Origin of the sequence: Flavobacterium sp. UBA4197 (assembly GCF_002379575.1) — a bacterium.
Lineage (GTDB): Bacteria > Bacteroidota > Bacteroidia > Flavobacteriales > Flavobacteriaceae > Flavobacterium > Flavobacterium inviolabile.
This window is the reverse complement of the sequence record NZ_DFUB01000005.1, coordinates 1-13,153: the sequence shown is the minus strand read 5'-3', so window position 1 is coordinate 13,153 and position 13,153 is coordinate 1. Positions and strand designations below refer to the sequence as shown.

General features: G+C 38.5%; 12 protein-coding genes and 1 pseudogene. 3 read left to right on the top strand and 10 right to left on the bottom strand.

What is annotated here, in order from left to right:
* Positions 1–747 (bottom strand): tRNA pseudouridine(38-40) synthase TruA, encoded by a 747-nt coding sequence (truA, locus tag B3394_RS01695; RefSeq protein ID WP_286912270.1) that lies wholly within the window; start codon positions 745–747, stop codon positions 1–3.
* A 153-nt stretch (positions 748–900) separates the two neighbouring features.
* On the opposite strand from truA, the gene B3394_RS01690 reads away from it, so the two are divergent.
* Positions 901–1,398 carry a metallophosphoesterase family protein gene (locus tag B3394_RS01690; RefSeq protein WP_286912260.1) on the top strand — a complete coding sequence of 166 codons (498 nt, stop codon included), beginning with the start codon at positions 901–903 and terminating at the stop codon, positions 1,396–1,398.
* A 2-nt stretch (positions 1,399–1,400) separates the two neighbouring features.
* On the opposite strand, the gene B3394_RS01685 is transcribed toward B3394_RS01690, so the two are convergent.
* The 4 genes from B3394_RS01685 to B3394_RS01670 all read right to left on the bottom strand — a co-directional run bounded on the left by B3394_RS01685 (position 1,401) and on the right by B3394_RS01670 (position 4,719).
* Entirely contained in the window at positions 1,401–3,155 is a 1,755-nt protein-coding gene (locus B3394_RS01685) for a tetratricopeptide repeat-containing sensor histidine kinase (protein WP_286912256.1), read from the bottom strand.
* Between the two features lie 2 nt (positions 3,156–3,157).
* Complete coding sequence (locus B3394_RS01680; protein WP_177734881.1) at positions 3,158–3,439, bottom strand: hypothetical protein; 282 nt, start codon at positions 3,437–3,439, stop codon at positions 3,158–3,160.
* A gap of 12 nt (positions 3,440–3,451) precedes the next feature.
* Positions 3,452–4,114, bottom strand: coding sequence for a response regulator (locus tag B3394_RS01675; protein WP_177734879.1), 663 nt, complete (start codon positions 4,112–4,114; stop codon positions 3,452–3,454).
* A gap of 194 nt (positions 4,115–4,308) precedes the next feature.
* Positions 4,309–4,719: a DUF4293 domain-containing protein gene (locus B3394_RS01670; protein ID WP_177734877.1), complete on the bottom strand. Its 411-nt coding sequence runs from the start codon at positions 4,717–4,719 to the stop codon at positions 4,309–4,311.
* Positions 4,720–4,904: 185 nt separating this feature from the next.
* On the opposite strand from B3394_RS01670, the gene rho reads away from it, so the two are divergent.
* Complete coding sequence (rho, locus tag B3394_RS01665; RefSeq protein WP_273245463.1) at positions 4,905–6,647, top strand: transcription termination factor Rho; 1,743 nt, start codon at positions 4,905–4,907, stop codon at positions 6,645–6,647.
* Between the two features lie 70 nt (positions 6,648–6,717).
* Here the strand turns inward: rho and lgt are convergent, their stop codons facing one another.
* From lgt to B3394_RS01640, 5 genes are all read right to left on the bottom strand, one after another.
* Positions 6,718–7,647 carry a prolipoprotein diacylglyceryl transferase gene (gene lgt / locus B3394_RS01660; RefSeq protein ID WP_177734872.1) on the bottom strand — a complete coding sequence of 310 codons (930 nt, stop codon included), beginning with the start codon at positions 7,645–7,647 and terminating at the stop codon, positions 6,718–6,720.
* 85 nt (positions 7,648–7,732) lie between these two features.
* Positions 7,733–7,999: a membrane protein insertion efficiency factor YidD gene (gene yidD / locus B3394_RS01655; protein WP_414654238.1), complete on the bottom strand. Its 267-nt coding sequence runs from the start codon at positions 7,997–7,999 to the stop codon at positions 7,733–7,735.
* 18 nt (positions 8,000–8,017) lie between these two features.
* Positions 8,018–9,499: a cysteine--tRNA ligase gene (gene cysS, locus B3394_RS01650; RefSeq protein WP_286912250.1), complete on the bottom strand. Its 1,482-nt coding sequence runs from the start codon at positions 9,497–9,499 to the stop codon at positions 8,018–8,020.
* A gap of 49 nt (positions 9,500–9,548) precedes the next feature.
* Positions 9,549–10,220 carry a GTP cyclohydrolase I FolE gene (gene folE / locus B3394_RS01645; RefSeq protein WP_177734868.1) on the bottom strand — a complete coding sequence of 224 codons (672 nt, stop codon included), beginning with the start codon at positions 10,218–10,220 and terminating at the stop codon, positions 9,549–9,551.
* A gap of 171 nt (positions 10,221–10,391) precedes the next feature.
* Positions 10,392–10,832: a hypothetical protein gene (locus B3394_RS01640; RefSeq protein WP_177734866.1), complete on the bottom strand. Its 441-nt coding sequence runs from the start codon at positions 10,830–10,832 to the stop codon at positions 10,392–10,394.
* Positions 10,833–11,042: 210 nt separating this feature from the next.
* On the opposite strand from B3394_RS01640, the pseudogene B3394_RS01635 reads away from it, so the two are divergent.
* Positions 11,043–13,153: pseudogene (locus B3394_RS01635) on the top strand (hypothetical protein); the annotation flags it as partial.

The window sequence follows — 13,153 nt, the reverse complement described above, 5'->3', positions numbered from 1 at the left end:
TTATGGGCGCTCTTGGATATACGGATAGATAACTTTCGTCAGGTACAAACCGTGTGCCGGTACTGAAAAACCTGCTTCACTACGGTTTTTGCTTTCAATTATTTTTCTGAAATCATCCAATGTAGTTTTACCTAATCCAATTTTTATTAATGTCCCGACAATAGCTCTGACCATGTTTCTTAAGAAACGATCAGCGGTAATTGTAAAGACTAACCGTGTTTCGTTTTGCTGCCAATGGGCTGCCGTGATTTTGCAATTAAATGTCCTAACATCGGTATGTACTTTTGAAAAACATTCAAAATCGATGTATTCAAACAGTATTTCGGATGCCTGATTCATCGCAGCGACATCAAGCGCGTGGAAATGATACCAGCTTCCTTCATTTTCAAAGACATCTTTGAAAGTGTGGATATGATATTCATAGGTTCTGCTTGTGGCATCAAAACGGGCATGTGCCTCATCATGCAGCGGAATAAGACGGTAAACCACGATATCTTTTGGTAAAAAAGAGTTTAATTTTTGTACCCAGTAATCGGAATTTAAGGTTTCTTCATAATCAAAATGGGCATACATTTGTTTGGCGTGTACTCCGGAATCGGTTCTTCCGGCTCCAACAAGGTCGATAGGCCTGCGCAATAAAACCGTTAAAGCTTTATTTAAAGTTTCCTGAACCGATATAGCATGAGGCTGATATTGCCAGCCGTGATAGTTTTTTCCGTTATAAGCAAATTCTATGAAATATCTCAAAGTTTAATTTCCTAAATTATATAAGAAACAAAGATAAGTTAATTCGATAATTGGCAAATTTGAAAATGCTATAATTTTAAGTTAAAACATGGTAAAGTATGCTTATTTTTGTGTTTTAACAAATCGCACTATACTTCCTTAAACCTTTTCCTTTTGAAAAAAATTCTGTTACTTTCCGATACGCACAGCCATCTTGATGATACGATTCTGAAATATGTTGATCAGGCCGATGAAGTCTGGCATGCCGGTGATATAGGAGATTTATCGGTTACGGATGCCATTAAGGAACGCAAACCTTTGCGGGCGGTTTACGGCAATATTGACGATGGTAAAGCGCGGCTGGAGTTTCCGTTAAACAACCGGTTTTTCTGTGAAGGGGTTTCGGTCTGGATAACCCATATTGGCGGTTATCCCGGAAAATACAATCCGGCCATTCGTGCGGAGTTAAAACAAAATCCACCGAAACTGTTTATTTGCGGGCATTCCCATATTTTAAAAGTGCAGTTTGATAAAGAACTGAATTTGCTGCACATGAATCCCGGAGCAGCAGGAAAACACGGTTTTCATCAGATGAGAACCATGCTGCGTTTTGAGATTGACGGGGATAAAATCCAGAAACTGGAAGTGATCGAGATCGGGAAAAGAGCCTGATTTTAGTCCGGTAATTCCACTTTGATGTAAATTAATGTCCCGGTATTCGACTTGGAGTTGATATTGATGTTTCCATTCATGCTTCTTATCCGCGCTTTAATTTGTGTGAGTCCGAATCCTTCTTTGTGTTCGGTGTTTTTGGTGTCAAATCCGATACCGTTATCTTCAATGTTGATAAACAGCTGGTTGCGGTTCTGGTCGACAGAAAGGTAGGCTTTTGTGGCCCGGCTGTGTTTGATGACATTGTTTAACAGCTCGGCAACAATAAAATAGATCTTCATTTCAAACTCGCTGTTGTAGCGCGAATCTTTAGGGGTATAATTGGTAAACTCGAACTGGATCAGGGTATTCGAATTTTTTTCACAGAGATCCTGCAACGCGGCAAACAATCCCAGTTTTTCAAGTACCGGCGGAATCAGGGTGTGTGACAGATCCCTGATTTTGTCGTGGGCTTCCTTAATGATGGCTCTTGTTTTGGTGAGTTCCGGTGAGGATTCGGTTAAATTGGTTGTTTCGTAGGCCATGAGGTGTAAGCTGGCCGAAGAGAGCAGGGCGCTAATGCTGTCGTGCAGTACGCCGGCAAGTCTTTTTCGTTCAAATTCCTGACCGTCAATGGTTGCGTTAATGATGTTTTGCTGGATTTTATTGTTGACGTCTTTAAGTTTGTTTTTTTGTTTAAGGCGCAGGTTCTGGTAAAAGAAATAGAACAAAATGCTGCAAAAGGCAAACAGGGTGATAAAAATATACAGCAGTTTTTTGTTCCGGGCTTCCTTGTCTTTTAGCAGCTGCTCTTTGGTTTTGTAATTGTCCTCAATTTTATAGATTTTATATTTGGTTTCGGTATCTCTCAGCTGCGAGCTAACCCGTTCGTTAAACAGTGCTTCCGTAATGTCTATGTATTTGTTGAGATAATGATTGGCGGTTTTGTAGTCGTCCATCTTTTCGTATACATACGATAAATTGAGGTAGGTATCGGCGGTTTTAATCGAAAGTGTGTCGTTGGGCTTGGACGCTAAAATTTCAAGAAAAATATCCCGTGCTTTTTCGTTATCGTTCTTAACCTGCAAATAATAATAGGCGAGGTTGCTGCGGGTGTTGTTCATGTAGTTGGTATTGCGCGATGTTTCGGCATAGAATAGAGTCGTATCGAGGTATTTTTTAGCCAGATCGTAATTGGCGGTTTTGAGGTAAAATGCCGCACAGTTGCTGTAACCCAGATATTTTTGATTGGTTGTTCCGTTGTTTTTGGCAATGTTCAGAATCCGGTTCATATAATAACGGGAGCTGTCCATTTTGTTTTTTTCGGTAAAGATTTTGAATAATCCCTGTTGTGCCCAGGCAGCAAGGGAATCGTTTTTTTGATGAATAGCAGATTTTTCGCTTTTTCGAAGGTAATCAATCGCTTTTTTGATGTTTTTTGTTTCTTCAAAACATATTCCGATATATTTGAGAATGATGGCTTCCTGAAGATGAAGTTTTTGTTTTTCGGCTATTTGTAAGGTACTGAAAAGGGTAGTTATGGCTATATTATAGTCTTTAAGACGGATGTAGATCCGGGCTTTCTGAATGTTTTTGTTGCATAAAGCGGAATAGTTTTTATTGTAAAGATGGTATTCCGATTGTTTTTTGAGGTATTGCAACGCTTTCAGATCCTGGTGCGTGTTACTGTAATAGTCAGCCGAGTCAATTCCTGTTTGGTTTTGTGCCCAAAGAGTCTGACCTATAAAAAACAAGAGTAGAAAAGTAATTTTTTTCAATATCAGATTTCGATTACGATTTTAGGTTTTGTTGCGGTTAAGCCGTTTTCTGTTTGTTCCATGTCAATATTGAGTCTGCTGCTGCCGGAAGTAGGGATGTTTTCATCTCTTACAATATAACGGGAGGACGGTTTTTTGTCCATGTCCAGTTTTATTTCTACCCGGTGGGTATCGGTTGTTCCGTCATAAGTGTAAAGGTAATCACAGTTGTCGGGAATCGTGATCTTTAAATTAAAAGAATCATTTCCATTATCACGCACTTCATATTCTTTAAGTAAGGCCATAATTATGTAGATTTATTGGTTAATCAAATTATTCCGGATAGCAAATTTTACTAGTCCTATCGTGTTTTTTACGTTGAGTTTTTTGATTAGATTTTTCCGGTGTGTTTCTACAGTGTTGGTGCTTATAAAAAGTTCTTCGCTAATTTCCTTGCCGCTGTATTCTCTGGAAATGAGTTTTAAGATTTCCAGTTCGCGGTCGGTAATGAGCATTAATAATTCGCTGTTTTCAATGGATTTATCGTTGTTGATACCGGTAAAAGAAAGAAATATCTTTTCACGGATGGCTTTGGAATAGTATTCTTCTCCTTTGCTCACGCAGGTAATGGCATCTACGATGTGTTCGCTTGCGCATTGTTTGGTGAGGTATCCTTTTGCGCCCAGCTGTATGACCTCTTTGATTAGCTTGGCGTCGTCATAACTGGATAAAACAATAACATGGCAGGGGAAACCTTTTTCCGAAAATTCTTTTAAGACTTCTATTCCGTCTTTGCAGGGCATGTTGATGTCGATTACCAGGACGTCTACATTCTGATTGTAGATGTTTTCCAATAGTTCAACACCATTAAGGGAGTAGCCTACCACTTCGAAATTCTTGTTTGTTTTTAAAACAGCAAGAATTCCTTCTATTAAAACCAAATGGTCATCGGCTAAATGAATTCGTATTTTGGTACTCATCGCCACTGTTTTTGTTCAAATTTAACACTATTTGCGACATGTATTTATTTTAAAGGTAAATATTTTGAGATATCGTTAATTAAAAACGATAAAGTGTTTGAAAAAAACGATAAAAAAAGATTTGGGTATAAATAAAAAATCCGGATCAAATTTGATCCGGATTTTTAACGCACTAATAAACTAAGATGATAGGTTTATCGTAATCGGTCTACAGATTTTACGAGATCATCATCCTTCTTGATGGCTTTATTGGCTAAAACCAAAAAGACGATAGAAACAATAGGAAGAAGCATCCCAATACCTTTCTCAGAAACTTCCGTTTCTCCAGATAAATTTAGTGAACGATACACAAATAATCCTAGTAATATAACGTTTAATATCATGTTCAACCGGTTCATAACAAACTGGTTTTGTCTGTTTTTAAAGCTAAATATACTAATCAATGAAAGCGTGGTACTCAGGCCGCATAAAGAAACGTATACCAGATTTGACATAAAGAATACTTTTTCTCCCGCAGCATTTATCCATAAAGGGAATACGAATGGTAAAACCCCCGAAAAGATAAAAGCGATTAAAAGATATACGGACTGAATTCTCTGTATCATTTTGATTTCATTGTGGCACAAAAATAGTATTTCTTTTTTGAAAAAAAATGATACGGTATAAAATAAATTCGTATTATTGCATAGTTAAACCGTAAGTACTTCATTCTGCGGTTCTTTCGTTTCAAAAAAAATACTACCCAAAAACTTAGATCTACATTACATTTAATTTAACTAGAAAACGATTCATGTTTGATATTTCTGTATTAAAAGAAATGAAGCTTGCTGAGCTTCAAGAGATTGCGAAAATTGCGAAAATTAATAAGTACCGAAACCTTAAAAAAGACGAATTAATTTACCAGATTCTCGATCATCAAGCGACAAACCCAGAAGTCGTAAAACCAGCTTTAAAAGAAGAGGCTCCGAAACCGGAGGAAAAGGTAAAAAGAACGAGAATTGCACCGGGAAAGCCTCTGAAAAAAGAAAACAAAGCAGAAAATAAGCCTGCTGTACCAGTCAAAGAAGTGCCTAATGTAAAAGAAGCGGTTCAGCCGGTTAAGAAAGAAGAAGTTATGCCAGCTGCTGTTGAGGAAAAAGAAGTGAAAGCTTCGGAAACTGCAGCAAATAAAAAAGAAAATACTTTTACCAAGAAAAAAGAATTTCAGCAAAAACCACAACGTTTTACCAAAGAGAATAATCAAAATACACAGGCTCCTGTACAGGCGCGTTCTCAGGTAAAACAGGAGACTACCCCGGAAGAAACAGTTTCTGTTTCGAAACCTCAAAACAGTTCTAATCAGAACAACCCGCAAAACCCAAATCCAAATCCAAACCAGAAGAATAAAAAACAAAATTTCAGAGAACCTGATTATGAGTTCGATGGTATTATTGAAAGTGAAGGTGTATTGGAAATGATGCCGGACGGTTATGGCTTTTTGCGTTCTTCCGATTATAATTACCTGGCATCGCCGGATGATATTTATTTATCACAATCCCAGATTCGTTTGTTCGGACTGAAAACGGGTGATACGGTTAAAGGTGTGGTACGTCCTCCGAAAGAAGGAGAGAAGTATTTCCCGCTGGTAAGAGTGTTGAAAATTAACGGACATGATCCGCAGGTGGTTCGTGACAGGGTTTCTTTTGAACATTTAACTCCGTTGTTTCCGGAAGAAAAATTCAATCTTGCTGAAAAACAAAGTACCATTTCAACCCGAATTATTGATTTGTTTTCCCCAATAGGTAAAGGACAGCGTGGTATGATCGTGGCGCAGCCAAAAACAGGTAAAACAATGTTGTTGAAGGATATTGCCAATACCATTGCAGCAAATCATCCTGAAGTATATTTAATTGTTTTGCTAATTGACGAGCGACCGGAAGAGGTTACCGATATGCAGCGCAGCGTTAGGGGAGAAGTTATTGCTTCTACTTTTGATGAGCCAGCTGAGCGCCATGTTAAGGTAGCGAATATTGTTCTGGAAAAAGCAAAACGTCTGGTAGAATGCGGACATGATGTTGTTATTCTATTGGATTCAATTACCCGTCTGGCAAGAGCTTATAATACCGTTCAACCGGCTTCCGGAAAGGTATTAAGTGGTGGTGTGGATGCCAATGCATTGCAAAAGCCAAAACGTTTCTTCGGAGCTGCCCGTAATATTGAAAATGGCGGTTCGTTGAGTATTATTGCTACAGCATTAACAGAAACCGGTTCCAAGATGGACGAAGTTATCTTTGAAGAGTTTAAAGGTACCGGTAATATGGAGTTGCAATTGGATCGAAAAATTGCAAACAAACGTATATTCCCTGCAATTGATCTTACGTCGTCAAGTACCCGTCGTGATGATTTATTACTGGACGAAGGTACGATCCAGAGAATGTGGATCATGCGTAAATACCTGGCAGATATGAATCCTGTTGAAGCAATGGATTTTATTAATGACAGGTTTAAAAAGACCCGAAATAACGAAGAGTTTCTGATCTCAATGAATGATTAAGAAATGATATTTATATAAAAAGGGCGTTTACAATTTGTAAACGCCCTTTTTAATTATTGGAAGTTTTATTTTAAACAGCCGAAGCCGGTTTTTTAGCTCTTATTAATAATATAAAGCCGATAATGATAAAAGGAATGCTCAGCCATTGTCCGGTCGAGAACATGCCTAATTCGTTTTCAAATCCGCCCTGGCTTTCTTTAACGTATTCCACTACAAAACGAACGGTCCAGAGTAATACCAGGAAGATGCCGAAAAGGTAGCCTAATTTCTCTCTGGCATTGGTTTTCCAGTATAGGAAGAATAAGATCAGGAATACGAAAACATATCCCAATGCTTCATATAGCTGTGCCGGATGTTTCGGGATTACGCTTTCCAGCAAAGGTGCAAACTGCGGATTGGTTTCAATGGCTTTGTAAGCTTCTGCTGGGTTGTTGATGTTTGTTAGCTGCATGGCTTCTCTCGGACTGAATTTGTCCTGTATAAAACGGATTCCTAAAGAAGAAGTGGTTTCATGTCCTATGATTTCCGAGTTGAAAAAGTTTCCAAATCGTACAAAAATACCGCCACAGGTAACCGGAATAACGATCCGGTCTAAAATCCAGAGAATCGGTTTGTGGATTATTTTTTTGCTGTAATAATACATGACTAATATGATGGCAATTGCCGCGCCGTGACTGGCTAAACCGGCAAATCCGGTAAATTCAAAGGATGGCTCAAATCGGAAAGGCAATAGTATTTCCAGTTTGTGATCTTTGAAATAATCCCAGTCATAAAAGAAAACGTGTCCTAAACGGGCTCCGATTAAGGTTGCAAAAACGGTATAAATAAATAAGGAGTCAAGTTTTTCGATGGAGATCCCTTCTCTCTGGTAGATGTGCTTCATAAGGTACCATCCTAATCCAAAGGCAACTACGAACATTAAGCTGTAATAACGAACGGTGAAAAAGCCTAAATCGATTCCGTGTGAAGGATTCCAAACAAACTGTAAAGCGTGTGTCATAATTAATTCTGTACTTTTTATTTCGGTAAAAATAGATAAATGAATTTTAAGGAGTATAATAATTAAGGTAAATTTAATTATAAAGTTACGGAACGGGATCGTAACCTTTTCCGCCCCAGGGGTTGCAGCTTATAATGCGTTTTGCGGCCAGCCAGCTTCCTTTTAGCAGGCCGTGTTTTTGCAGGGCTTCAATGGAATATTGAGAGCAGGTGGGAGAGTAGCGGCAGACGGATGGTGTGAATGGTGATATTGCCGTCTGGTAAAAGCGGATTAAAAAAACGAAAGGGAATATGATGATTTTTTTGAAATTCATTTTGCGGTAAATAAAAAATGATGAAGTTTTGGGCTTCATCATTTGGTGTTTGTATTTTTAACTAACGGTAAAGGAAGTACCTTCTTTTCCGTCTTTTAATTGTATTCCTAAAGTTAGCAACTGGTCGCGTATCTGGTCGGAGAGCTGGAAATTTTTATTGGCTCTCGCTTCATTTCTCATCCCAATCAGCATATTGATCACGCCCTCCAGTTTGTTGTTTTCATCGGCACTTAGTTTTTCGTTTTGCAATCCTAAAATGTCAAAAACGAAAGCTTTTATGGCCTTTTTAAAACTTTCTAAATCAGCGGCATTCAGGGTTTCCTTGGATTCTTTCAGCAGGTTGATGTAGCGAACGGCTTCAAAAAGCTGTGCAATCAGGATCGGGCTGTTAAAATCGTCATTCATGGCATCATAACAAGCCTGTTTCCAGGATTGAATGTTGATTGAAGAGGAAGCAGCCGGTTCAATTTCGTTTAGATTGTCAATAGCTTCCATTAAACGGTTGAATCCTTTTTCGGAAGCTAAAATGGCATCATCGGAAAAGTCCAGTATGCTTCTGTAGTGTGCCTGTAATATGAAAAAACGGGCTACTGCAGGAGAGAATGCTTTGCTCAGGATGTTGTTTTCACCCGAAAAAAGTTCTCTTGGCAGGATGTTGTTTCCGGTTGATTTTGCCATTTTTTTACCGTTAAGGGTAAGCATATTGGCGTGCATCCAGTAATTTACCGGAGAATGGCCGGTGCAGGCTTCATTTTGTGCGATTTCACATTCGTGGTGCGGGAATTTTAAGTCCATTCCGCCGCCATGTATGTCAAATCGTTCTCCTAAATATTTTGTGCTCATTGCGGTACATTCCAGGTGCCATCCCGGGAATCCGTCACCCCAGGGTGAAGGCCATCGCATGATATGCTGTGGTTCTGCGTTTTTCCAAAGCGCAAAATCCTGTGGGTTCTTTTTATCGGATTGTCCGTCAAGTTCCCGTGTGTTGGCAATCATGTCTTCGATATTTCTACCGCTTAAGATGCCGTAATTATTGGTTTTGTTGTATTTGATAACATCAAAATAGACGGAACCGTTTACGATGTAGGCAAATCCGTTATCGATGATTTGTTTGATGATTTCGATCTGTTCAATAATGTGCCCGGTTGCCGTTGGTTCGATACTTGGGGCAAGGTTGTTAAATAATTCCAGGATCTGGTGAAAATCAACGGTATATTTCTGAACGACTTCCATCGGTTCGATCTGGTCGATACGTGCTTTTTTGGCGATTTTGTCTTCGCCTTCGTCTTCATCGTCCACTATGTGGCCAACGTCGGTGATGTTACGGACATAACGAACTTTGTATCCAAGATGTTTCAGATATCGGTATATTAAATCAAAAGAGATAAAAGTTCTACAATTCCCAAGATGTACATTGCTGTAAACCGTAGGTCCACAAACATACATTCCAACATTTCCCTCATGAATAGGAGTGAAAAGTTCTTTTTCTCCGGAAAGAGAATTGTAAATTTTTAAATTTTGATTCTGATATAAATGCATCTTTTGTCTATTCGTTATTTGGTTATTAAACTATTTAATAAGTAACAAACTAAAACTGAGTGTCTAATTTAATGTAGTCCAGGAATTCTCTGCGTACTTTGTCTTCTTTAAATTTTCCTCCGAATTCTGCTGTTACGGTGCTGCTTTCGATGTCGCGGATTCCTCTGGAATTCACGCAAAGGTGTTTGGCATCAATAACGCAGGCAACATCCTGAGTGTTTAGTACTCTTTGTAGTTCCTGTACAATCTGGATTGTTAGTCTTTCCTGAACCTGAGGTCTTTTTGCAAAGAAATCCACGATACGGTTCATTTTGGAAAGTCCAACAACGGTACCGTTTGAAATATAGGCTACATGGGCACGGCCTACTATTGGAAGCAGGTGGTGTTCGCAGGTTGAATAAACAGTGATGTTTTTTTCAACAAGCATTTCGCCGTATTTGTATTTATTGTCAAAAGTAGAAGAGCTTGGTTTTTTGGAAGGATTTAAACCGCCAAAAATTTCTTTTACAAACATTTTGGCAACACGGTTAGGTGTTCCTTTTAAGCTATCGTCTGTTAAGTCTAATCCTAAAGTGTTTAGAATGCTTTCGACATCTTTTTTAATTGCGTTTATCTTTTCTTCGTCAGATATGTTAAAAGCATCCGGACGTAATGGGGTTTCAGCACTTGATGCTATATGATTGTCTCCCATTTCGTCATGCAAATCATCACTATGAATCATTATATAAGTTTTTAATGTAAGAAAATTTAGTTTGCAAAGATAACTAATAAACTTGATTCTGTATTCTGAATATAGTTGTAAATTAAGGATAAAATGTTAATCATTTAATAAAATAAAAAAGACCAAACCGGAGTTTAGTCTTTCTGAAATATTTTATGAGGAGATTCCTGTTTATTTTTTACAAGAACCGTCTTTATTCAGGAAAGTGGTGCAATAGTCACTCCATGAATAACACATCCATTGGGAAGTTACTCCTTTATTATCGATTACTCTCCATCGAAACCATTTTGAAGATAACATTTCCAGGGTAAGTGGTGAGGAAAAGATATAGTCATTATTTGATTTTGTGAAGTTGTTAGCATACTTGCTGTCGGTTGATTTGAAAAACACCGGTTTTTCCAAATATTCAGAAGGATTAATACCGCATGCGTTATTTTGTACCTCTATAGTATAGCCTTGTGTTAAATCTTGCGTCGTTGTTACCTTTAATATAGCATTTTCAGCAGAATTTACCGAAGTAAGTGTCAGGGTAGATTTTGCATTCTGTGCAGATAAAGAGGTAATGAATAATAGAAATAATCCTATAATGCTTTTGGAATAAAATTGTTTCATATGAAATTTCAGGTTGGTTATAGGTTGTAAAACTATAAAAAAAATCGAATAATTGTCAATGTAACAGAGTTATTTAACTATAAGCTGGTTTTTTGTTAGGAGATTTTGGTTAAAATGTTAATTTTCATAGTAAAAACTTTTTTTTTCTTCAATAAAGTTAATTGTTTCTTAATTTTATGTAAATTTCGCGTTCCAAAAAACTAATTCATAATGAGAAATAATTACCTGTTATTGTTATTATTTTGCATTTTCTCGGTCAACATGTTTGCGCAAGCCCCCGGCTGTGCCAATGTTCAAGGAGGAGATGTTAACGGTAATCCTGTCGCTCCTATCTGTAATCCGGGTGAGTGTAGGGATCTTACAGCAACATTTTTACAAACCGGAGGAACCAATACTTATGCGGTATCCTCTGTAAATTATGCCCCGCCATTTCCGTTTACCGGTGGAACTCCTGTTTCAGTGAATGTTGACGATGTTTGGTCAAACGCTATTACACTGCCATTTAAATTCTGTTATTTCGGAGTAAATTACACAACTTGTTATGTGGGATCAAATGGAATTATTTCATTTACAGCGCCTGCTAATCCTTTGTTTTGTGATTATGCTATACCGAATGCGCAGCTTCCAACTACGGCAGCGGGTATGCACCGTAATGCGATTATGTTGTATCAGGATATCGATCCAAGATTTTCAAGACCGGCAAATCAACCACAAATTTCGGTTAATTATCAGGTGTTAGGAGCGTATCCATGTAGATCGCTTGTTGTGAATTTTACTAATGTACCTTATTATTCTAGTGGGAATGATTCACATGTGGATAATACTTTTCAAATAGTATTGTATGAAACAACAAATGCCATTGAGTTTTATGTAAAAGCAAGACCAAATCCTGCTTCGGTAATATCAAGTCCTATTAATGGAGGACGAGTAGTTTTAGGTATTCAGAATGCTGCGGGTACTGTTGGTTTTACACCTCCGGGCAGAAATACGGGGACCTGGACAGTAACCACTCCTGAGGCATGGCGTTTTACTCCGTCTGGTCCTTCAAATGTAACATTCCAATGGTTGTTGAATGGTGATCCAATCAGCACCAATACTTCTATTACCGTATGTCCGACGGCTTCAACAACGTATACCGCTGAAGCGACTTATACGGCCTGTGACGGAACCAAAACAATTATTCAGGATAATGTAGATGTTATTTATGCTCCTTTTTCAGTTAACGAGCCTAATGATTTATATAAATGCCCGGGAGATACTTCTTGCTGGGATTTGACCGTTAATAATCCTGTGGTTTTAGGTGCCCTGAATCCTGCGGATTATCCGGTCACTTATTATCCGACTTTGGCGGATGCCCAGATTGAAGCGAATTATATTCCGACACCGGACTGCTATTTCCCAGCAGCTGGTAATAATACAGTATATGTAAGAGTTAATAACCCTAGCTCTGATTGTTATGATATAAAAAGTTTTGAACTATTAATAGGAGGAACAACACCTCCCGATTTTACACAGGTTGGACCATATTGTATCGGGTCTAACCCGGCACCACTTCCTACAACTTCTAATGATGGTTTTCAGGGAACCTGGAATCCGGCGACTATTAATACGACTGCTGTAGGAACGACTACTTATACTTTCACACCTGATCCAGGTCAGTGTGCATCTTCTACAACTATGGATATCCAGATTATTGATGCACCAACGGCTGCTATAGCTAATGGAGCAACAGTGTGTTCTGGTACGTCTACAACATTAAACGTTAGTGGTACACCAAATGCAACAGTAGACTATACTGTTGGTAATAACCCTACAACTATTCCATTGACTTTAGATCCTTCCGGGAACGGAACGATTACAACACCGGTTCTAACAGCAGATACTACCTTTACTATTGTAAATGTTACTTCTGCAGGAACGCCTTCATGTTCTCAGGCAATGTCCAGTTCTGTACTGGTTTTGGTAAAACAATTACCAACAGCTACAATTTCAGGAACAGCTACAATCTGTTCCGGACAAACAGCTGTTATCACCTTTACAGGAACAGCAGGTGCTACCGTTCATTATACTGCAGACGGTAACCCGGCAGATATTACATTGGATGCTTCTGGAAACGGAACAGTAACTACTCCTGTATTAACTGCAGATAGTACTTACACTTTAGTAGATATCGATTCTAATGGTACGCCGAACTGTTATAATACGTTAACAGGTAGTGTAACAATCACTGTCAATGCATTACCAACGGCTACCATCAGCGGGGCGACAACAATCTGTTCGGGTGACACAGCGGTGTTGACTTTTAACGGTACACCAAATGC

Excerpts from the sequence above, each read along its gene's own strand:
- yidD (WP_414654238.1), bottom strand. The coding sequence starts at position 7,999 with ATGAAGCCCAAAACTTCATCATTTTTTATTTACCGCAAAATGAATTTC.
- B3394_RS01670 (WP_177734877.1), bottom strand. The coding sequence starts at position 4,719 with ATGATACAGAGAATTCAGTCCGTATATCTTTTAATCGCTTTTATCTTT.
- rho (WP_273245463.1), top strand. The coding sequence starts at position 4,905 with ATGTTTGATATTTCTGTATTAAAAGAAATGAAGCTTGCTGAGCTTCAA.
- B3394_RS01675 (WP_177734879.1), bottom strand. The coding sequence starts at position 4,114 with ATGAGTACCAAAATACGAATTCATTTAGCCGATGACCATTTGGTTTTA.
- lgt (WP_177734872.1), bottom strand. The coding sequence starts at position 7,647 with ATGACACACGCTTTACAGTTTGTTTGGAATCCTTCACACGGAATCGAT.
- cysS (WP_286912250.1), bottom strand. The coding sequence starts at position 9,499 with ATGCATTTATATCAGAATCAAAATTTAAAAATTTACAATTCTCTTTCC.
- B3394_RS01680 (WP_177734881.1), bottom strand. The coding sequence starts at position 3,439 with ATGGCCTTACTTAAAGAATATGAAGTGCGTGATAATGGAAATGATTCT.
- folE (WP_177734868.1), bottom strand. The coding sequence starts at position 10,220 with ATGATTCATAGTGATGATTTGCATGACGAAATGGGAGACAATCATATA.
- B3394_RS01640 (WP_177734866.1), bottom strand. The coding sequence starts at position 10,832 with ATGAAACAATTTTATTCCAAAAGCATTATAGGATTATTTCTATTATTC.